Genomic DNA, 21,653 nt, shown 5'->3' with positions numbered 1-21,653 from the left:
TAGCCCAGAAATCAAATGAATATCCTGCATAATCCTAATCAAGGCACTTGGAAAAAGCAGTTGGCTCGACCAACGTTCAAAACCAAGCAGATCAATAAGATCGTAAAACCTATTCTGAGAAAGGTGAAGAGAAATGGCGACAAAGCCCTTTTCAAGTTCGCTATGGAATACGATCATGTAGAATTAGAATCTCTTTTCCCTTCGGAAATAGAAATTCAAGCAGCTTCGGCTGCATTATCTCCTTCTTTAAAAGAAGCTATAAACGTTGCTAAAGCTAATATTGAGCGATTTCATAGGGCCCAGGCTACGCCAGAGTTGGTGGATGAGGTGATGCCTGGAGTTGTTTGTATTAGGAAAAGTGTACCTATCCAAAAAGTTGGTTTGTATATCCCAGGAGGAACGGCACCTCTTTTCAGTACGGTATTAATGCTTGGAATTCCCGCGATCTTGGCAGGATGCAAGGAAATTGTGCTTTGCTCACCTCCGAGCAAAGAGGGGAAAATCCATCCTGCAATACTCTACACTGCTTCGCTAATTGGTATCACCAAAATCGTAAAAGTAGGCGGAGCTCAGGCGATTGCTGCAATGACTTTTGGAACTGAAAGCGTACCCAAAGTGGACAAAATTTTTGGCCCTGGAAACCAGTTTGTAACTGCTGCAAAGCAAATAGCTACCAAGTATGGAGTTGCTATAGACATGCCTGCTGGGCCTTCAGAAGTTTTGGTTTATGCAGATGAATCAGCAAATCCAGCCTTTGTAGCTGCAGATTTACTTTCACAGGCAGAGCATGGCGTGGATAGCCAGGTTATTTTGGTGACTGATACTGAGAAATTTGCGAAGCGAGTCATCAAAGAAATAGATGAGCAACTGGAAGAGCTACCGAGGAAGGATATTGCTAAAAAAGCTCTTGCAAATTCCAGAGCTGTGATTATTGACAGCCCAGAAAAAGCTATGGAACTTATAAATTTCTACGCACCAGAGCATTTGATTATAAGTGTTGCGCAGGAAGATGAAGCAGTCAATGCCGTTTATAATGCAGGATCTGTTTTCATTGGAAACTACACACCGGAATCAGCCGGGGATTATGCATCCGGTACAAATCATACATTGCCGACTTACGGCTATGCAAGAAATTATAGTGGCGTATCTCTGGATAGCTTTGTGAAGAAAATCACCTATCAAAAAATCTCTCCTGAAGGATTGAAAAACATAGGACCTACCATTGAAATAATGGCAGAAAATGAATTACTAGAGGCACACAAAAATGCCGTATCAATAAGACTCAAACATCTTAAAAAACAGAAGAAATGAAGTTTGACTTAACCCCATTACTTAGACCTCACATCGTAAACCTTCTTCCATATACCTCCGCTCGTGATGAATATACCGGCAAAGAGGGCATATTTTTGGATGCAAATGAAAACCCATACGGATCAGTGACAGATGCAGATTATAATCGCTATCCTGATCCCTATCAGTTGGAACTAAAGGATGAAATCGCCAAAATCAAGAAGGTGAAAGCATCCCAAATCTTCTTAGGAAATGGCTCTGATGAGGCGATAGACTTGCTATTTAGAGCATTTTGCAATCCTGGAAAAGACAATGTAATCCTACTTCCTCCTACTTACGGAATGTATGAGGTGAGTGCAGGAATCAATGATGTGGAAACACGCAAAATCCCATTGACTCCAGATTTCCAGCTTCAGCCGGATTTGATTTTGAAAGCAGTCGACGAAAATACCAAGATTATCTTCGTCTGCTCACCGAATAACCCAAGTGGAAATAAGGTACACCGTGAAGATATACTAAGGTTGCTTCGCGAATTCAGAGGCTTGGTCGTTGTGGATGAAGCTTATATTGACTTCAGTGATGAGCCAAGCTTTACTACCCACATGGAAGAATTCGGAAATCTCCTGGTAATGCAAACTTTCTCAAAAGCCTGGGGACTCGCTTCTCTACGACTTGGGATGGCTTTTGCCAGTAAAAAAATGATCAAAATTCTAAATCGTATTAAGCCACCTTATAATATCTCTGGATTGACTCAGGAGACTGTCTTGGCTGCAATACAAAAAGTAGATAAGGTCAATTCTATGATTGCCGATATACTTCAGGAACGTGATTTCCTTAAAAAAGAAATGAGCAAACTGGATTTTGTGCAAAAAATCCATCCTTCACATGCCAACTTCCTTTTGGTACAAATACCTAATGCTAGCCATGTGTACGACGATTTGATTGAAGAAAAAATCATTGTCAGGAATAGATCAAAAGTACAGCTTTGCGAGGAATGCCTTCGAATCTCTGTGGGAACTAGAGCCGAGAATGAAGCCTTTATAAATGCTTTGAAAAAAATCTATGAAGAAAGCTATAACCTGTAAACCATGAAAAAGAAAGTCCTTTTTATAGATCGTGATGGAACCATCATCAAAGAACCACCAACTGATTTTCAAGTAGATAGCTTAGAAAAGTTAGAGTTTTTGCCGAAGGCGATTTCTAACCTTCGCAAAATTGCTGAAGAGACTGATTATGAATTGGTCATGGTTACCAATCAGGATGGGTTAGGAACCGATTCATTTCCTGAAAACACCTTTTGGCCAGCACAATTTAAAATGCTAAAAACGCTGGAACAAGAGAATGTATTCTTCCAAGCAATACACGTCGACAAGACTTTTGAAAGTGAAAATGCACCAACCCGAAAGCCAAACACTGGTCTTCTGACAGCATATTTTTCTGATGAATATGACTTGGCTAACTCCTATGTAATCGGAGATAGACTTACAGATGTGAAGCTTGCCGAGAATCTTGGAGCCAAGGCGATTTTCATTGGAAAAAAAGTAGAAAATGCAGCGTTGAGCACAACGAACTGGGATGAGATTTATGAGTTTTTGAAAATGCCTCCTAGATCAGCCGAGGTAATCCGTAAAACTTCAGAAACTGATATTTATATCAAGCTAAATCTAGATGGCAACGGCCACTGTGATATCAAAACTGGCTTGCATTTCTTTGATCACATGCTTGAGCAACTAGGCAAACATGGAAGCACAGATCTAGAGATTAAAGTAAATGGTGACCTACATATTGACGAGCATCATACAATAGAAGATACAGGATTAGCGCTTGGAGAAGCTTATTTAAAAGCTCTTGGAGATAAAAAAGGAATCTATCGATACGGGTTTCTACTTCCTATGGATGATGTACTGGCACAGGCAGCAATTGACTTTGGCGGAAGGCCTTGGATGATGTGGGATGCTGAGTTCAAGCGTGAGAAGGTGGGCGACATGCCTACAGAGATGTTTTTCCATTTCTTCAAGTCCTTTTCTGACACTGCCAAGTGCAATCTGAATATAAAAGCAGAAGGAGATAATGAACATCATAAAATAGAGGCGATTTTTAAGGCTTTTGCGAGAGCTATAAAAATGGCTGTAATGCGTGATCGTAGAAATATCAACCAACTTCCAAGTACGAAGGGAGTTCTTTAATAACCAGCAGAGTATAGTCTTTTCTACATGCGAAAGGGTTATTTCTGAAAATTTCGTAGGGATTAGGAAAATTTCACATAGAAAGTTTTTCCTAATCCCTATTTTTTTGTTCATTTAGTCATGAAACGACTTTTACGTACCTTACCTATCCTTTTAATACTAATTATAGGCAGCTCTTGCTCCAGTAGTCTTCAAAAGGCTGAGCAACAATTCAATAATGGGCAATATGAGGAGGCAATTTCACATTTGAATTCATACCTTTTTTTTAACGTCACTGATATAAAAGCATTGCATATTCGTGCGAGGTGCTACGAAGAGCTGGGAGAAATAGAAAAGTCCAAATCAGACTACGAGCGAATCATATCCATAGATAAGGAATATGCCCACGGGTATGGAGGTTTGGCTAAACTACTTTTTGAGCAAAAGGATTATGAAAATGCAGAATCCATGATTCTTCGAGCTGCTACATTAAATCCCGAAGATTTTGACATTATGTATCTCCTTGGTCGGACGATGTTAATGAATGGTAAGTTCAAAAAAGCTGAGGAGTTTCTAAGAAAAGCAACAGATTTGAATCCTGATTATGCCCAGGTTTATTACTACACAGGAATGGCTCTAGCTTATCAGGGAGATGCCTTGGGATGCGCAGCTTCCTTTAATTCTTATGTCAGCAGAGAACCAAATAACATGGTAGGCCGCTACAATCGTGGGTTTGCCTATATGAATGCAGGTTTTTTAAAATGGGCTTTAGAGGATTTTGATGCTGTGCTGGCGCAAAACCCTAAGCACACGGAAGCTTTGGCAAAAAAGCAACAATGCTTAAATTATTTAGGCTTGGCAGCAGCTAATTAATCTCGAAATAAAGAAATCTTAAAACTTCAAAGCTGCTATCTCAACCGCTCCATAATAGCTTTCTTATAATTACTAACAGCCTGCTCACTCAATCCTAAAAACAAGTACGGCTCGATCATTTCCAGTTCCATTAAGTGGAACTCGCCATCTATTTCCACCCCATCTACTCGGACATATAGGCTTTCTGAGGCGAATTCATCTATGAGATTTTGGCATGAAGCCAGCATAGAAGATGATGGGTGAATCGGTTTTATCGTTCCTCCAAAATAATGTTGAACCCGGAAATCTTTGCTTGCTGGAGTTTTCAGTACTGCATGGGAAAACTTTCCATTGAAAAAAATAAGTGAATACTCTCCTACCCGTTCTATTTCAGGGACAAAAGGTTGGACCAGGAATGCTTCTTCATTCACCCATGCTTGAATTTTTTCAATATGTTGATCCCAATCGTTCCCACTAATTTTCAGGGTATTCTTCGCTCCGCCGCTCACTAAGGGCTTAACAACCCAAGTTTCAGTTTTAATTTTTGAAGCTATTTTTTCTTTTACTAATGGCAGTCCCTTTTCTAAAATCATCCCAGCAATTACTGGAAAACCTTTAGATGCAATTTCCAGAAGATATCTTTTCGAAGAATTCCAACGAATAGTATCCATGCTATTTAAGGCAGGGATGCCCAGCTTTTTGATTTTGTCTATCCAAGTCAAAAATTCAGGGTAAAAGTCAAAATAATCCCATGTTGACTTGATTAGCAAGAGAGAAAACTGCTCCCATTTAACTTCAGGATCAGACCAACTTACAATCTTATGAGGAATTTGGTGTTCGGATAGAATTTCGGACAACATTTGATTTTCATCGAGTGTATTGTTATCATACGCCCCAACTGAGAAATAACTTACAATAGCTACATGGATCATTCTTGCTAAATTTTTACTCAAATCTATACTTTAACCAAAATTTATAGTCACCACTCTTCTAAAATCGGTCTTTAGCCTTACTTTTGGCCTTTGCCCTAGCTATGAACCATCGTAAACTCGTCATAATCCCAACTTTTAATGAGAAGGAAAACATCGTAGACATGATCCACGCGGTCATGAATCTGGAGGGTGGATTTGAGTTATTAGTGATCGACGATGGGAGTCCGGATGGAACCGGGAATTTGGTAAAAAGTCAACAGGTTGTTTTTCCTGATAGGCTTCATCTACTAGAACGGAAGGGAAAGTTAGGCTTAGGAACAGCCTACATCAAAGGCTTTAAATGGGCTTTAGAGAAGGATTATGATTTCATATTCGAAATGGATGCCGATTTTTCACATAATCCTAATGACTTAATTCGACTTTATGAAGCATGTGCAGACCGGAGTTTTGACCTCGCCATTGGTTCACGGTACATTACAGGAGTGAATGTTGTAAACTGGCCTATGGGCAGAGTATTGATGTCCTACTTCGCCAGCGTATATGTAAAATTCATCACCGGACTACCTGTCAAAGACGCCACAGCAGGATTCAAATGCTATCATAAATCAGTATTGCAAGGAATCAAACTTGACGAGATTCGATTTGTAGGCTATGCATTCCAGATAGAAATGAAATTTACCTCTTGGAAACTAGGATTTAAGCTGGTAGAAATCCCAATTATTTTCACTGACCGAACTAAAGGGTTGTCCAAGATGAGTCCAGGTATTTTTAAGGAAGCTGGATTTGGTGTAATATCAATGAAAATCAAAAGTATTTTCAATCCTTATCAGGCTAATCAAAGCGGATCGACCGAATAGGGTCTACCTTTGAGATCACCATAACAGGTATCCATAATACGGCTGCAGTAAGCAGAACAATCCCAATATTTATAGAAATAAATGCTATCCAATTCCAATCGATTGGGACATAGCTCATGTAGTAGCTTTCAGCATCTAATGGGATAAGTCTGAATTTATCTTGCAAAAAACCGATTCCTAATCCAATTGCATTCCCTATAAGCATTCCCCGCAGCAGGATGTTGATTCCATTCCAAAAGAATATCCTTCGAATTTGTTGATTAGTAGAACCCAAAGCTTTGAGTAAGCCGATCATTTGGGTTCGTTCCATGATCAAAATAAAGAGGATTGCCCCCATATTAAAGATTGCTACAAAGCCAATCAAGCCAATGAACACATAGACATTGTTATCCAACAGACTCAGCCAGTCAAAGATCTCTAAAAATTTATCTTTACTTTTAATCAACTTTAAATCATAATCCATATAATCCTCTATAAGAGTTGAGTATGATTCAGTATTGTTAAAGTCATCGACGAAAATTTCCATACCACCTACCTGATCTTTTCTCCAGTCATTTAGATTTCTGATCGTTTGTAGCTCACCAATTATAATCTTCTCATCAAAGTTTTCAAGATAGGTTTGAAAGATTCCTACTACTTCGACTCTTCTATATCTCGGGGGATCTTGTACAAAATATAGGGTGATCTTATCTCCAACTTTTAACAAAAGTTTATTAGCAATGAATTGGCTTAGCATCACTTCATTGCTTGTTCCTTCATCAGGAATCTGAAGCATTCTACCATCAACCACATACTTTTTGAATCCTAGCGTATCAAAATCCTGACCCACACCCTTCATCAATACACCTTCTACTTCTTCGTCACCTTTGATTAAAGCCGCTTTGTGAGCAAAAGACTGAACCTTGGTAATGAACGGAAGTTCATGATAAGTTTTATTAAACTCTGAATTTAAAGAAAATGGAGCCTCTTCGAATGCATTACTCATTGTGAATCGCTGCACTTGAAAGTGACCTGTGAAGCCGTAGACTTTTTCGGAAACAGTGCTTTGAAAACCTCCCAAAACCATAAAGGAAACAAGAGAAACTGCAAGCCCAAGCGCTAGGCTTCCTACTGCAATTTTATGTATAGTGGCCGAAAACCCACCAGCTTTCTTGAAACTGATTCTTTTGGCAATGAAATAGGAAAGGTTCAAAGGACTGCTTTAATTTGTTCTATGAGACCGCAAAATAGCATGAAGCAAACGAAACTTTCGCCCTTTATTTACTTTTTGAGTATAGCACCGTTAATTCTTTCAAATTCAGTTCAGCCTTGCTAAGGTCATTGCTAGTAATAGTTAGGAACCTACAAGCTCTGTTTTGCGAAATGCCTTATCAATAATTGAGTTTGAATATTTCAAATTCTATATTTCAAATTTAAAATCAACTTCACTATGAATAAAAATCTTCGAATCATTTATATGGGCACTCCTGAGTTTGCAGTGCCTTCTTTAGAGTTGTTGGTAGAAAATGGTTGGAATATCGTAGGTGTGATTACAGCTCCGGATAAGCCTAAAGGACGGGGACAAAAGTTAATTCCTTCGCCAGTAAAAGAGGCTGCGCTTAAGTTGAATTTGAATATTCTTCAACCTACAAATCTAAAGTCTCCGGAATTCCAGAATGAGCTTCGTGCCCTTAAGGCTGATTTACAAATTGTGGTAGCATTCCGAATGCTTCCTGAATCAGTATGGAATATGCCTCCATTAGGCACCTTCAATCTTCATGCATCTCTTTTGCCAAATTATCGAGGAGCTGCACCTATAAACTGGGCTATAATTAATGGAGATAAAGAGACCGGTGTTACCACTTTTTTCCTTAAGCATGAGATCGATACTGGTAGTATTATTTATCAGGAAAAAATAAAAATCCTTAAAGAGGATGACCTTGGATCTGTGTATGAAAAATTAATGAACCTTGGGTCACAGTTGGTTCTTAAAACAGTAGAAGACATTGCTGAAGATAAAGTCGAACCTACTCCTCAGGACGAATCCAAAGCGATTCATCATGCCCCAAAAATCTTCAAAGAAACCGGTGAAATCAACTGGAGCAACTCAGCAGAATCGATACATAACCTTGTAAGAGGACTTTCTCCCTACCCTGCTGCATGGACTAAATTTGACGGGAAAATCTGTAAAATTTACAAAACAAGTTTTTCTTCCAACCAATCAACTGGTAAGCCAATCGGGGACTTGGTAACTGACAATAAAAGCTATTTGAAAGTCCAAACGGGTGAGGGCGTGCTAGAGATTTCAGAACTTCAATTAGAAGGTAAAAAGCGGATGAAGGTGGATGATTTGCTTCGGGGCTACAAATTCAATTAAAAAGGGTTTTTATAGAAAAAAGAGCAAAATATATTATTTTTAACCTGATTTTAAGGAACTTAAGGACAATATCTACACCAATTTTTAAATCAAAAAATCATGAAAAATCTGAGTCGTATATCCATAATAATAGTATTAATCACAGCACTATCTTTTTCAGCTGAAGCACAATTCATCAAAAAAATCCAGAAAGCCGCAAATAGAGGCATGGAGAAAGCAATACAAGACAAAGTAGAAAAAGAAGCAACAAAAATGACCGAAAAGCAGCTTGAGAAGTTGTTTTCCGACATGTATGGTGATGGATCGGATAGTTCTTCTACGGGAGGTTTTGACATGAGCAAAATATTGGGTGGACTAGGAGAACCAGTAGATACTGAAGATGAATATGATTTTTTTGGATACCTAGTTATCGAAATGATCAGCACAAATGAAAAAGGAAAGACTGAGGATCCTTTTCTCTTGAAATCCTATCTAGCTGAATCGGCCGATTATACTGGAATGGAATTAATAGATCCAAAAAATCCAAAAGCTTCCACTTCAATGGTTTTCGATGTGAAAAATCAAGCCTCAATTGTTTTCCTGGATAATAAAGGGGAAAAATCCAGTTTCGCATACAAATTGGATATGGATGAGCTCGATACAATGATAGATGAAGAAATAGATGCTTCCAGCGATGAATACGATGTCACAATTAAAAAAACGGGGAATTCCAAAGAAATTTTGGGCTATGCCTGCGAGGAGTATCATGTAGTCAGTGAAGATGGAGAAGGCTACTATTGGCTGACAGATAAACCAATCGGTGGGTATGCATCTTTTTGGGGTGCCAATAGTCCCATGATGACTGCAAAAGCGCAAGAAAGATATGCGCAGCATTTTAAAAATATGCCTGAAGGCAATTTTATGGAATTGACTTTCACCTCCAAAGACTCTGAAAAAGTAGAGATGAAAGTGATAGAAATAGATGAATCCTCTCCTAAATCGCTTACAATGTCGGAATACCCGAACATCATGAATTCAATAGAGAAGGAGTAATTCTAGCTTTTTTTATTTTATATGGTGTCAAGGCCTGTTATCTTCAAGGCAAGAAGGATTTTGCATGAAGATATCACTAATAGCCGCTTTGGCCACCAACAATGTAATTGGTAAAGAAAACGATCTAGTTTGGCGATTGCCAGATGATTTTAAGCGATTTAAAAGACTCACTTCCGACCATTTTATTCTTATGGGAAGAAAGACTTTTGAGTCATTGGGAAAACCTCTACCAAACAGAACCCATATCGTAATTACCAGAAATAAGAACTATAAAGTACCTGAGGGGCATTATGTATTTGAGAGTGTAGAAAGCGCATTTATTTTCTGCCAAAAGATGAATGTTGAACATCTCTATGTCATCGGTGGTGGTGAAATCTACCGTCAAACATTACCTATGTCTGATGAGTTGGTACTCACTGAAGTTGATGCCTCGCCTGAAGGTGATACTCATTTCCCAGAATTTAATATGGAAAACTGGAAGATAACTTTCAGAGAACATCATCCTGCTGATGATCGAAATCAATATCCTTTTACCTACGTCAATTACGAAAGAATACACAAGTAGCATGTCTAAAAAAGTAATCTGGATAACTGGAGCTTCCTCTGGAATTGGAGAAGCCTCAGCTTACAAATTTGTAAATGAAGGATATCAAGTAATTCTTTCAGCGAGAAATGAAGAAGCACTTAAAAAAGTTAAAACAGCTAGTTCACATCCTGAAAACTGCAAAGTACTTCCACTTGATCTGGTAGATCAGCACTTATTTGCAGAGAAAACTGCTGAAGCTATTGCTGCTTTTGGGCATATAGATTCGGTCTTACATAATGGTGGAATTAGTCAGCGTTCTTTGATTAGAGATACCCCAATTGAAGTAGACAGGAAGCTCATGGAAGTAAATTTCTTTGGAACTGTAGCTCTTACAAAGGCAATACTTCCTCATTTTATTGAAAGAAAAAGTGGACAATTTGGAGTGATTTCATCTCTAGTGGGAAAATTTGGCTCGCCCTACAGATCAAGCTATGCTGCGGCTAAACATGCACTTCATGGGTTCTTCGAATCTTTGAGATTAGAGCATTTTGAGGAAAATATTTCAGTTACTATGATCTGCCCTGGTTTTATCAAGACGGATGTTTCGAAAAATGCACTGACAGCTGACGGCACTCCTCTCAATGAAATGGACAAAGCGCAAGAAAATGGAATGAGTGCTGATGAATGCGCAAAGCAAATCTACAGTGCACTTAAAAAGCGAAAAGAAGAAGTTTATATCGGTGGAAAGGAAACAATGGGAATTTACTTAAAGAGATTTGTTCCTACAGTTTTCACAAAAATACTACGTAAATCAGAAGTGAGATAATAAGATGAAAGTAGTTAGAGCTGAAATAATAGCCATAGGAGACGAATTGCTCTATGGTCAGATAGTGGACACAAACAGTCATTGGATCAGTCAAGAATTGGACCTTATGGGCGTCAAGGTGGTTCGTAAAACCACTGTAGGCGATGACAGAAAAGACATTCTGGCGGCATTTACTTCAGCTGAAGCTAGAGCTGACATTATTTTGATTACCGGAGGACTTGGTCCCACACAAGATGATCTGACCAAACCATTGATGGCAGAATACTTTGACTGCCCAATTGTTGAAAATCCCGCTGCAGTAGAGGCTGTTACAGAGTTTTTCAAAAGACGAGGAAGAGAAATCACGCCTTTAAATATTCTTCAAGGACATTTACCTTCCTGTTGTACTTATGTACCCAATGAGGTGGGCACAGCTCCGGGCATGTGGTTTGAAAGAAATGGAACTTACTGGATGTCTATGCCAGGAGTACCACACGAAATGAAAAGGTTGATGACCGACTTCGTCTTACCAAAGCTGCCTACCCTATTTCCTCTACCTATCATTGTGCATCGGATGGTCAAAACCGTCGGTATTGGAGAAAGTTGGCTAGCAGATTTGATACGGGAATGGGAAAATGCGCTTCCAAAAAATATAAGGCTGGCATACCTTCCATCGTTAGGTCATGTCAAGCTCCGACTTACAGGTTTTGGGCAAGTCAAAGAGGAAATCGAAAAAGATATCCAAGTACAGATAAATTTGGTCTTATCGAGTATTGAGAAATACGTATATGGTTATGATTCTGAGTCTTTAGAAACGGCAATTGGTAAGCTTTTGACATCAAATGAGAAAACTGTAGCATTAGCTGAAAGCTGTTCTGGAGGCTACATTTCACATTTAATAACCAGTATTTCCGGGAGTAGTTCGTATTTTAAAGGGGCAGTAGTACCCTATCACAATCAATTCAAAAATGAAATCCTTAAGGTTAGGAATGAAACTTTAAACTCTTTTGGAGCAGTTAGTGAAGAGACTGTCACAGAAATGGCTAAGGGAGTGCGAGATTTATTCCATGCCGATTTTGGACTAGCTAGTAGTGGAATCGCTGGTCCAAATGGAGGTACAGAAGAAAAACCAGTAGGTACAGTTTGGATTTCCTGTGTGGGAGAAGGATTTATTGAAACAAAAAAACTTCAACTGACACAAGACAGAATGCTTAATATACAATTGACTGGAGTAGCAGTATTGAATCTCCTTAGGATTTGTATTTTAGAGAAATAACAAATAAAATTTCTATTGAAAGGTTTGTGATCCTGTTTTATAAAATTTAATTTTAAAACTTGTATATAAACCCAATAAATCATTAATCAATAACCATGGCGATTGTAGAAATGCTAATGCCCAAAATGGGCGAGAGTATCATAGAAGGTACAGTGCTTACTTGGCTTAAAAAAGAGGGTGACACGATTGAACAAGATGAATCCGTATTGGAAGTAGCTACAGACAAAGTAGATACTGAGGTTCCTTCTATTCATGCTGGAGTCCTAAAACAAATCCTTGCTCAAGAAGGTGATGTCATCGCCGTGGGTGCTCCGATTGCAATTATAGAAACTGAAGGCGAAGTAGGTTCAGCTCCTTTAAATTCAGAACCAAAAGCTGATTCACAGAAAGAAGACCTTATTTCTTCTGCCCCTGAAAATACTGCTGCTATTCTTAAAGCGCCAGACAATTCAAATTCAGAAGCTGATGGAGACGATAGATTCTACTCTCCCCTTGTTCAAAGTATCGCAAAAGAAGAAGGTATTTCTAAAGCTGAACTTTCAAAAGTTCCCGGATCTGGAAAAGATGCACGCGTGACCAAGCAGGACATGTTGAATTATCTCGAAACAAGAAATACTCCAGTTAAAGAATCTGCTTCTATTCCATCTATTTCTGCTCCAAAAGTACAGGTTAGTGTTTCTGGTGAAGACGAGATCATAGAAATGGACCGGATGCGCAAGATGATTGCGCAGCGAATGGTAGAGTCGAAACGTATTTCCGCTCATGTCACATCCTTTGTTGAAGCTGATATGACCAATATTGTTTTATGGAGAGAGCGTCATAAACTTGATTACAAAGCTAAATTTGGAGAGTCAATTACATATACTCCATTTTTTATTGAGGCGGTAGCAAAAGCAATAAGAGATTTTCCAATGATCAATATCTCTGTAGATGGTGATAGACTTATACGGAAAAAGGACATCAACATCGGTATGGCTGTAGCACTCCCAAGCGGTAACCTAATTGTCCCTATCATCAGGAAAGCAGATCAGCTTAATCTTGTTGGCATTTCGAAAAAAGTAAATGAGCTTGCCAACCTTGCCAGAAACAATAAGTTAAATGCCGATCACCTTGCTGGTGGTACCTATACCGTTTCCAATGTAGGCTCTTTTGGTAATGTAATGGGAACTCCTATCATTCCACAGCCTCAGGTAGCAATTATGGCTGTAGGAGCTATTGTGAAAAAACCTGCGGTCGTAGAAACGCCAACTGGCGACGTGATTGCAATTAGACATAAAATGTTCTTATCTCACTCCTATGACCATCGAGTGGTAGATGGTTCCCTAGGTGGGAAGTTTGTCAAGCGTGTTTCGGATTACCTCGAAGCATTTGATATCAATACTCCCCTATAATATTAAAAGCCGGTTTGTGAACTAGCCCCCATAAGTGTCAAACTTTTTGGGAGCATATCATTAGCCGGCTTTTTTTATACTTTTCCATGTGATAATTCAGCCTTTAAGGAGTACTCCTTCAATTTTTCTGCTAATGAAAATAACCTAATAGGCTTGGTCAAATAGTCATCCATACCCGCTTCTACAGCTTTTTTCTGATCTTCATCGAACACATTGGCAGATAAGCCTACAATAAAAACTCTCCCTTGCTCACCCAACTTTCTGATTTCCCTTGACGCATCCAAACCATTCAAAACAGGCATTTGCACATCCATCAGTATAAGGTCAAATTCCTTTTCTTTTACCATCTGCAATGCTTCTTGCCCGTTTTTAACCACCTCGAATTCATAGCCCAGTTGATCAAACATAAGATGCATAAGCTGAAGGTTTAATTCATTATCCTCTGCTAAAAGAATTCTAAGTGGATATTCTTTAGCCATACCATTCCAATTTACCCGCCTTGGCTGTTCATTTAAAGTAAATTCTGTTGGTATTTCGGGAGCTTTTTTCACTATTACCGAAAAAGAAAAAACAGATCCTTTCCCTAGTTCACTAGATATAGTCAGCTCTCCTCCCATCAATTCCACTATCTTCTTTGCAATCGCTAATCCAAGCCCAGTCCCTTGATAACTTCTTGAACTTGAACTTTCAACCTGATAAAATGGATCCGTTAGTTTGGGAATTTCCTCTGCTGGAATACCTATTCCACTGTCTTGAACTATACATTTTAAAAAATTGATTCCTCCGGAAATATTTTCAATTTCTAGCTTTGCCGACACTATTCCACCCTTTGGGGTAAACTTAACCGCATTCCCAACTAGATTCAGAATAATTTGGTTGATTTTCTCCACATCTCCTTCTATCATCTCCTCTGTTTTTGGTTGATGGGTAGTTTTAAGAATAACTCCTTTCTTTTGAGCTAATCCTGATAGAATTTGGACTTGCTTTTCAAGTTCATCTGCAGGACAAAAAATATTTGTATTGATTTCTATTTTTCCAGCTTCAATTTTAGAATAATCAAGAATATCCTTAATAATGCTTAGCAGTGAATTACCTGAATTTTTGATAACCTCCAAGTATTGAAGTTGCTCATCATCCAAGTTGGTTTGGCCCAACAAATCAATTATGCCCAAGAGCCCGTTCATTGGTGTCCGTATTTCATGACTCATATTCGCTAAAAATTCAGACTTGGCTCTACTCGCCTGATCTGCAGCATTCATGGCTTCAACTAATCCCTTTTCCCAAACACGCTGGCTGGTGATATCTTTGGTAATAGACATCATTCGTTTGGTATCTAAGGGGAAAAACCGAATCTCAAAGTATTGACTTTCTTCCCTAGAATTGAAATTTAAATCGACAGTTTGAATTTGCCCCGTTCTTCTTGCAAGGTCAAAAGCAAATTTAGTCTGATCCCGTTGCTTTTCCGGAACCAAATCAAAAACAGACTCACCTATCACTGAGGTGCCTAATGATTTTAAAAATTTTTGGTCTTTAGCATAAGACTCTAATAAAATCCCATAATTATCATACGCAAAAATGATATCAGGAATATTATCAATCAGGTTTTGGAGGCGTTTACCACTTTCAATCAACTCTTGTTTGCTTTGAAATTGATCAGAAATATCAGTGCAAATCCCAAGTCCACCATTAAATCTACCTGACTTATCAAATACTAATTTTTCAAAGATTCTTAACCTAACTACTTTTCCATCAGGCTTTTTGAAATCGTATTCAAGGTCCACAAAGGACTTATTTTGACTTAAAGCTCCTTTTACTAATTCTCTCACATTCAGAACATCTACATTCTTGGTATTACTTCCAAATGCTTCCAAAAAATCAGTTTTAGAATGTCCTAAGATTTCATCGACTTCTTCACTTACCCGAGTTATCTGCCCTTTAAAATCGTGAAAAAACACAAACCCCCTCAGCTCTTTAAGTAAAATGTTTTGTTGATCAAATAATTCTGAAATCTCCTGAGCACTTTCTTCAAGTAGTTTTTGTGACTTTAATCTGTTCTGAATTGAAAGTGTAAAAAAGACAACCGTACCAATTAATAGTATTACAAACCCGGCAAACAAAAATAGGTAAGTACTATAAATCCCACTTGTGATTGAATTGGATTCAATCATAAATAATAGGGCTACGTTTTCATAAATACTTCCAAAATCAAAAGGGTATTCTACCAATACTCCAATGCCAGCCTCTTCTTCCTCCTTCCAATCAATTTCGTAAATTCCAATTACCCCAATTGACGCATCATTTTGAATATTTTGATATGAAACGGAGTCAATTTCTAATGTTAATTGTTCATCCTCAAGATCAAGACTTATCAATTCTTCATCAATTAGGAGCAATTTTGTCCCTCCATTATTCAGATAATAATGAGTGACAAAATTCTTGGTAAACCTAATCGGGTTTAACGAAAATGTAACCTCAAATCCCTTCCCATTACCAGCGGTATAGTATAGAAAATTTCGACTTCCTTTTAGAGGTACCTTCTTTATATATCTATTTCGAATGAAATCATTTCGATCAGTTTTGGTCATATACACCACCGAATCCTGAAGGTTTACCCACGCAGTATCAATAAGACCTGGATAGTTGTTATAAATCTTTCTAACGGCTTTGGTAAGATCATCTCTGAAATCATCCCCATCCAAGTCTTCGTCTTCAAGATAGTCTGTAAGCCCACTTGCATTCTCTTCGAATCGATCAATAGCGAGCTCAATCTCAGAAGCGGCTAGTTCTGTCTGTTTTATCAAGAACTCCTTTCTAGCCTTAATCTCAGCATCAGAAATAGCAATAAAAAAACTAACCCCTAGTAATACCACCATAAATACCAACCCACTGCCAATGACAAGCGTTAGCCAAAAATCTCTACGGTATCCTATTCTATTATTCATTATAAACTAGGCTCAATTTCTACTAAATACCAATCTAGGAGATTAAAAGGGGCAGAATAAGCAGCTATTGGACTAAACTCATCTTTGAATTGAAAGAATATTTCCTTATTCAAGAGAAGAGATTTTGCCATCTCTCTGACTTCTTTGTTCTTGCTATTAAATAAATTATAGTCCGAAACTCGATAGTTGTCTGATTGAATTGTTTCATTATAAACGTGATTTAACAAAGGAGGAAAACTAAGTGCTTCGATAGCCCCGGAATTTCCTGCTACAATATCGCCTTTACTATTTACTATCAAATACTCCCCTTTTTTGTTATCTAAATATCGCTCGAAAATCTCTTCTACGGTGATATCTATACCTAAAACAGCATACAATTCACCATCCAATTGTACTGGATGTACCAAAGATAAAATCCAGCCTCTTCCGGCAGGGTCAACATAGACCTCAGGTATCCATTTGGCACTCTTTTCAGGATTATGATTAAAATCCCCTTCATAGAAAAAATTAAAGCTTGTCACGTCGAGATTTGGGTCTAAAAGTGTTTTAGAATCGTAAGCAGGAAAAACCCTGGAAACTTGATCTATGGCATTGTAATAGACTTGAGCAATGATACCATACTTTTCAAGAGATTTCTTAAAAAGAGAATCCATACTATTAGTAATCAACACACTTTCCATCGATTTATCAAAATCTTTGGTTGTATTAAATATAACTACGGTGCTTAGGTATTCTGAATCTTGAGGGGTGTTAATAGAATACCCACCATCAAAACTATACTTTGTACGATCTGCCTTTTGTAGAATATTATGCCTGTTTTCTAGGAGAAACTCAAAGTGATCTTTCAATAAAATAATCTCCTCCTCCAATATTTTGAGCTCGGACTCCATCTCAACAATAATGGAATCATCAAAACCTGTACTATGGTCACGCTGAAGTTTATTAGGTGAATTACAGGAGGCTAAAAGAAGGAAAACGGGGAAAAGCGAGAGGAAAAAAGACTTCATGAGATTTAAACTAAGCAGGAAATTATAAATTTCCCACTTCAGCCCTAAATGATTCTCCCATTTCTTTGAATCTTACTTTAACTTTTTCAAAAAAAATTCCATTCCAAAAAACTTCTAAATCAGCTTCATCTAGAACATCCGTTTCAGGCACTTTGAAAGTCTGTTCCATTGGCCCCAATTCAAATTTTAGGATATACTTATTATTCCAGGAGAATAAGCTTATTCGAATATCCTCCTGGATAAACTCCTTAACAACTCTCATGAGTCAACTTTTACTTCTGATGAAAATGTGACAGTTGACTTCAAGGAGGAAGCTACAGAACAATATTTCTCTACCGATAGTGCTACCACTTTTGCAAACTCCTCCTCTTTGGCATCTGGAGAGATCAAGATAAACTTCAAATGGATATCAGTATAAAATGAAGGTACTCCATCGTTTCTAATTCCTTCTACCTCTACGATCAAATCATTCACCGTTTTACGTTTCTTTTTCATCATTAAAACAGCATCCACCGATGCACATGATCCTAGTGCAGACAGCAGCAAATCCATGGGTGATTGAGCTTTTTTCTCCTGAGGATCATACATATCGATCTGTACTACATTCCCTTGTGGATTTACAGACTCATACTCGTGATCCGCTTTCATCCGAACTTTCACATTTCTCTTTGCCATTTTTTCTCTAATTAATCAATAGACTTATTTTTCTTAAGATTTTTATTATCTGCCAAGTTTTCAATCATGAAATAAGATTACATATTCCGACGGTACTGCCCACCTACTTGGTATAATGCGTGCGTAATCTGTCCAAGTGAACAATACTTTACCGCCTCCATTAGTTCCTCAAATATATTTTCATTGTTTACAGAAACCTTCTTCAATTCCTCTAAGTGTTTATTTACTAACTCTGGATTTGCCGAGTGAAGTATTTTCAAGGTTTCTATTTGCGCCTCTTTTTCTTCCTTTTCGGCACGGATCACTTCGCCGGGAGTTACAGTCGGAGAGCCATCTGAAGAAAGGAAGGTATTAACACCAATTATTGGATATTCTCCAGTATGCTTTAGCATTTCGTAATGCATACTTTCCTCCTGAATTTTGCCCCGCTGATACATGGTTTCCATAGCACCTAAAACTCCGCCTCTCTCAGTAATTCTATCAAACTCTAGATAAACAGCCTCTTCAATTAAATCTGTCAACTCCTCAATAATAAAAGCTCCCTGGATAGGATTTTCATTCTTTGCTAATCCCAGTTCTTTATTGATAATCAACTGTATAGCCATTGCTCTACGAACTGATGCTTCAGTAGGCGTGGTGATCGCTTCATCATAGGCATTGGTATGTAGCGAGTTACAATTATCATAAATGGCATACAGTGCCTGCAGCGTAGTCCTGATGTCGTTGAAGTCGATTTCCTGTGCATGAAGTGAGCGTCCAGAGGTCTGAATATGATACTTCAGCATCTGAGAGCGTTCATTTGCTCCGTACTTTAACTTCATGGCTTTCGCCCAAATCCTACGTGCAACTCTACCTATAACCGCGTATTCCGGATCAATGCCGTTAGAGAAAAAGAAGGAAAGGTTTGGTGCAAATTGGTTGATGTCCATTCCACGGCTTACGTAGTATTCTACATAAGTAAACCCATTGGAAAGTGTTAAAGCCAATTGCGTGATTGGGTTTGCACCTGCTTCGGCAATGTGGTAACCCGAAATGGAGACAGAATAAAAATTACGGATGCCCTGATTAATGAAATATTGCTGCACATCCCCCATCAGTCTAAGAGAAAATTCTGTAGAGAAAATACAGGTATTCTGAGCCTGATCTTCTTTCAGAATATCTGCTTGAACAGTTCCTCTCACTTTCTCAATAGTCTCCGTCTTGATTTTCTGATATACTTCTGCCGGCAATACTTGATCTCCAGTCACCCCTAGTAACATCAAGCCTAAACCATTATTTCCTTCTGGAACCTTACCGTTGTACGTAGGTCTAGGTAAATTTTTCGTTTTATATAGCTGATTAATTTTCTCATTAATCTCATCTTCAAGCCCATTTTCCTTGATATAGACCTCGCATTGCTGGTCAATTGCTGCATTCATAAAGAAGGCAGTCATGGTAGCAGCAGGACCATTAATAGTCATTGACACAGAGGTCATTGGATCAACTAAGTTAAAGCCAGAGTACAACTTTTTTGCATCATCCAAACAGCAAACACTCACTCCAGAATTCCCGATTTTACCATAGATATCTGGTCTGTGATCTGGATCTTCCCCGTAGAGGGTTACCGAGTCAAAAGCAGTAGAAAGGCGTTTAGCAGCCATATCTTTGGACACATAATGGAAGCGCTTATTTGTCCGCTCAGGTCCACCCTCTCCCGCAAACATCCGGGTTGGATCTTCTCCTTCTCTTTTGAAGGGAAAAACTCCTGCGGTATATGGGAACTTGCCTGGTACATTTTCGCGCAAACCCCATTTCAATACATCGCCCCAAGCCTCGTATTTCGGCAAGGAAACCTTTGGAATTCTTGTATCAGAAAGTGACTTAGAGTAAGTCTTAATCTTGATTTCCTTATCCCGCACTTTGAAAACATAAAAGTCTTCCGCGTATTTGGCTGCTTCGGTTGGCCATTCCTCCAGCCATTTTTTGTTCTTTGGATCAAACTCCAATTCTACCTGCGCATACACTTCCTGAAGTTCCTTGATCAATCGATCTTTATCCTCCACTTTCGTGTTTTGAATAGCTTCTATGGACTTGGAAATGCTATAAAGCTGCTGAGCAATTTCCTTTTGCTCTTCCACCCATACATCGTAATTTCTATTGATTTCAGAGATCTCAGATAAGTATCTAGTCCTCGCAGGCGGTATTATATAAATCTTCTCAGAGCTCCCAGCAGTCAGCTCAAAGTCGCTTTTCATTTCAGGATGACTCTCTGCAATTTTAGTAATCAGCGTACGATAAAGCTGATTCATCCCAGGATCATTGAATTGGGAAGCAATGGTACCAAAGACTGGAAGATCTTCGTCTTTGGCTTCCCAAAGATTATGATTGCGCTTAAATTGCTTTTTCACATCACGAATAGCATCCAAAGCACCACGCTTATCAAACTTATTCAACGCAATCACATCAGCAAAATCAAGCATATCAATTTTCTCCAGTTGGGACGCTGCACCATATTCTGGAGTCATCACATATAAAGAAAGGTCTGAATGCTCAATAATCTCTGTATCTGACTGGCCAATACCAGAAGTCTCCAGAATCACCATATCGTAACCGGCAGCTTTTACAGTATCTACAGCGTCCTGCACATATCTTGATAGTGCAAGGTTAGATTGTCTGGTAGCTAAAGATCGCATATACACTCGAGGATGATGAATCGCATTCATACGAATTCTATCGCCAAGTAGTGCTCCACCAGTTTTTCGCTTAGACGGGTCAACAGATATGATAGCCAAAGTTTTATCTTCGAAGTCCATAATAAACCGTCGAACCAATTCGTCAACAAGTGAAGACTTTCCAGCACCACCAGTACCAGTAATCCCTAGAACTGGCGTTTTACATTCCTTGCTTTGTTTTCTTACTTTTTCTAACAGCTGGGCGGAGTTTTCGGGAAAGTTTTCAAAGGCAGAAATAGCTCTGGCGACATGCTCTTTGCTCTCTACTCCGAGCACCAATCCTTCAGACAATACATCCCCGATGGGGAAATCACACTGACTTACCAAGTCATTTATCATCCCCTGCAATCCCATAGAACGTCCATCATCTGGAGCGTAAATCCTGTTGATGCCATAATCCTGAAGCTCTTTAATCTCTTCAGGAAGGATCGTTCCTCCTCCACCTCCAAATATCTTCACATGTCCTGCGCCCTTTTCACGAAGCAAATCATACATGTACTTAAAAAACTCCACATGCCCCCCTTGGTAAGAAGTGATCGCGATTGCCTGCACATCTTCTTGAATTGCGCAATCAACTATTTCCTGCACAGAGCGATTATGACCTAAATGGATTACCTCACAGCCAGTGGACTGAATGATACGGCGCATGATATTGATTGCTGCATCATGCCCATCAAATAAGGAAGCAGCAGTAACAATTCTAATGTGATTTTTGGGTTTATAGCTCTCAGGAATGGTAGTCATGGAGTTGGGTTAGCTTATTGTAGTAATCGATTTTCATGAGTCAGGATTAGTTTGATCCTAATTACTCACAACAAATATAGTAATTATAAAGG

Annotated in this window: 18 protein-coding genes; 11 read left to right on the top strand and 7 right to left on the bottom strand. The window is 38.6% G+C overall.

The annotated features are described in order from the left end of the window. Nucleotides 1-15 precede the first annotated feature (15 nt). The 4 genes from hisD to QOL76_RS11935 all read left to right on the top strand — a co-directional run bounded on the left by hisD (nucleotide 16) and on the right by QOL76_RS11935 (nucleotide 4,328). A complete protein-coding gene (gene hisD, locus QOL76_RS11950) occupies nucleotides 16-1,311 on the top strand; it encodes a histidinol dehydrogenase (protein WP_283413201.1) in 1,296 nt (431 codons plus the stop codon). Further along, nucleotides 1,308-2,375, top strand: coding sequence for a histidinol-phosphate transaminase (gene hisC / locus QOL76_RS11945; protein WP_283413200.1), 1,068 nt, complete (start codon nucleotides 1,308-1,310; stop codon nucleotides 2,373-2,375). Before hisD ends, hisC begins: the two co-directional genes overlap by 4 nt. Before the next feature lie 3 nt (nucleotides 2,376-2,378). Beyond that, on the top strand, nucleotides 2,379-3,476 hold the full coding sequence (gene hisB, locus QOL76_RS11940; protein WP_283413199.1) for a bifunctional histidinol-phosphatase/imidazoleglycerol-phosphate dehydratase HisB: 1,098 nt from the start codon (nucleotides 2,379-2,381) through the stop codon (nucleotides 3,474-3,476). A 120-nt stretch (nucleotides 3,477-3,596) separates the two neighbouring features. Then, on the top strand, nucleotides 3,597-4,328 hold the full coding sequence (locus QOL76_RS11935) for a tetratricopeptide repeat protein (protein WP_283413198.1): 732 nt from the start codon (nucleotides 3,597-3,599) through the stop codon (nucleotides 4,326-4,328). Nucleotides 4,329-4,363: 35 nt separating this feature from the next. Here the strand turns inward: QOL76_RS11935 and QOL76_RS11930 are convergent, their stop codons facing one another. Next, entirely contained in the window at nucleotides 4,364-5,239 is an 876-nt protein-coding gene (locus QOL76_RS11930) for an ATP-grasp domain-containing protein (protein WP_283413197.1), read from the bottom strand. Between the two features lie 101 nt (nucleotides 5,240-5,340). Between QOL76_RS11930 and QOL76_RS11925 the strand changes: the two genes are divergently transcribed. Next, nucleotides 5,341-6,096, top strand: coding sequence for a polyprenol monophosphomannose synthase (locus QOL76_RS11925; protein ID WP_283413196.1), 756 nt, complete (start codon nucleotides 5,341-5,343; stop codon nucleotides 6,094-6,096). Here QOL76_RS11925 and QOL76_RS11920 read toward each other — a convergent pair. Further along, entirely contained in the window at nucleotides 6,071-7,288 is a 1,218-nt protein-coding gene (locus tag QOL76_RS11920; protein WP_283413195.1) for an ABC transporter permease, read from the bottom strand. The two genes, QOL76_RS11925 and QOL76_RS11920, sit on opposite strands and share 26 nt — an antisense overlap. A gap of 237 nt (nucleotides 7,289-7,525) precedes the next feature. Between QOL76_RS11920 and fmt the strand changes: the two genes are divergently transcribed. The 6 genes from fmt to QOL76_RS11890 all read left to right on the top strand — a co-directional run bounded on the left by fmt (nucleotide 7,526) and on the right by QOL76_RS11890 (nucleotide 13,482). Continuing rightward, complete coding sequence (gene fmt / locus QOL76_RS11915) at nucleotides 7,526-8,452, top strand: methionyl-tRNA formyltransferase (RefSeq protein ID WP_283413194.1); 927 nt, start codon at nucleotides 7,526-7,528, stop codon at nucleotides 8,450-8,452. Between the two features lie 99 nt (nucleotides 8,453-8,551). Next, nucleotides 8,552-9,484 carry a DUF4412 domain-containing protein gene (locus QOL76_RS11910; RefSeq protein ID WP_283413193.1) on the top strand — a complete coding sequence of 311 codons (933 nt, stop codon included), beginning with the start codon at nucleotides 8,552-8,554 and terminating at the stop codon, nucleotides 9,482-9,484. Between the two features lie 64 nt (nucleotides 9,485-9,548). After that, nucleotides 9,549-10,049, top strand: a complete 501-nt coding sequence (locus QOL76_RS11905) for a dihydrofolate reductase (protein WP_283413192.1) — start codon at nucleotides 9,549-9,551, stop codon at nucleotides 10,047-10,049. A gap of 1 nt (nucleotide 10,050) precedes the next feature. Next, nucleotides 10,051-10,836 (top strand): SDR family oxidoreductase, encoded by a 786-nt coding sequence (locus tag QOL76_RS11900; RefSeq protein WP_283413191.1) that lies wholly within the window; start codon nucleotides 10,051-10,053, stop codon nucleotides 10,834-10,836. A 4-nt stretch (nucleotides 10,837-10,840) separates the two neighbouring features. Beyond that, a complete protein-coding gene (locus QOL76_RS11895; protein WP_283413190.1) occupies nucleotides 10,841-12,091 on the top strand; it encodes a competence/damage-inducible protein A in 1,251 nt (416 codons plus the stop codon). 95 nt (nucleotides 12,092-12,186) lie between these two features. Further along, complete coding sequence (locus QOL76_RS11890) at nucleotides 12,187-13,482, top strand: dihydrolipoamide acetyltransferase family protein (protein ID WP_283413189.1); 1,296 nt, start codon at nucleotides 12,187-12,189, stop codon at nucleotides 13,480-13,482. A gap of 74 nt (nucleotides 13,483-13,556) precedes the next feature. On the opposite strand, the gene QOL76_RS11885 is transcribed toward QOL76_RS11890, so the two are convergent. The 5 genes from QOL76_RS11885 to QOL76_RS11865 all read right to left on the bottom strand — a co-directional run bounded on the left by QOL76_RS11885 (nucleotide 13,557) and on the right by QOL76_RS11865 (nucleotide 21,561). Further along, the gene (locus QOL76_RS11885; protein ID WP_283413188.1) at nucleotides 13,557-16,424 is read right to left on the bottom strand and encodes a PAS domain-containing hybrid sensor histidine kinase/response regulator; all 2,868 of its coding nucleotides are present in this window, start codon (nucleotides 16,422-16,424) and stop codon (nucleotides 13,557-13,559) included. Then, the gene (locus QOL76_RS11880) at nucleotides 16,424-17,431 is read right to left on the bottom strand and encodes a cysteine protease (protein WP_283413187.1); all 1,008 of its coding nucleotides are present in this window, start codon (nucleotides 17,429-17,431) and stop codon (nucleotides 16,424-16,426) included. The genes QOL76_RS11885 and QOL76_RS11880 overlap by 1 nt, the downstream gene beginning before the upstream one ends. 22 nt (nucleotides 17,432-17,453) lie before the next feature. Then, nucleotides 17,454-17,693, bottom strand: coding sequence for a hypothetical protein (locus QOL76_RS11875; RefSeq protein WP_283413186.1), 240 nt, complete (start codon nucleotides 17,691-17,693; stop codon nucleotides 17,454-17,456). After that, a complete protein-coding gene (locus QOL76_RS11870) occupies nucleotides 17,690-18,106 on the bottom strand; it encodes an OsmC family protein (RefSeq protein ID WP_283413185.1) in 417 nt (138 codons plus the stop codon). The genes QOL76_RS11875 and QOL76_RS11870 overlap by 4 nt, the downstream gene beginning before the upstream one ends. Nucleotides 18,107-18,183: 77 nt before the next feature. Beyond that, complete coding sequence (locus QOL76_RS11865) at nucleotides 18,184-21,561, bottom strand: methylmalonyl-CoA mutase family protein (protein WP_283413184.1); 3,378 nt, start codon at nucleotides 21,559-21,561, stop codon at nucleotides 18,184-18,186. Nucleotides 21,562-21,653 lie beyond the last annotated feature (92 nt).

Origin of the sequence: Algoriphagus winogradskyi (genome assembly GCF_900182815.1) — a bacterium.
Classification (GTDB): domain Bacteria; phylum Bacteroidota; class Bacteroidia; order Cytophagales; family Cyclobacteriaceae; genus Algoriphagus; species Algoriphagus winogradskyi.
Note: the sequence above shows the minus strand (reverse complement) of the source record. Positions and strands in the feature narration are given on the sequence as shown.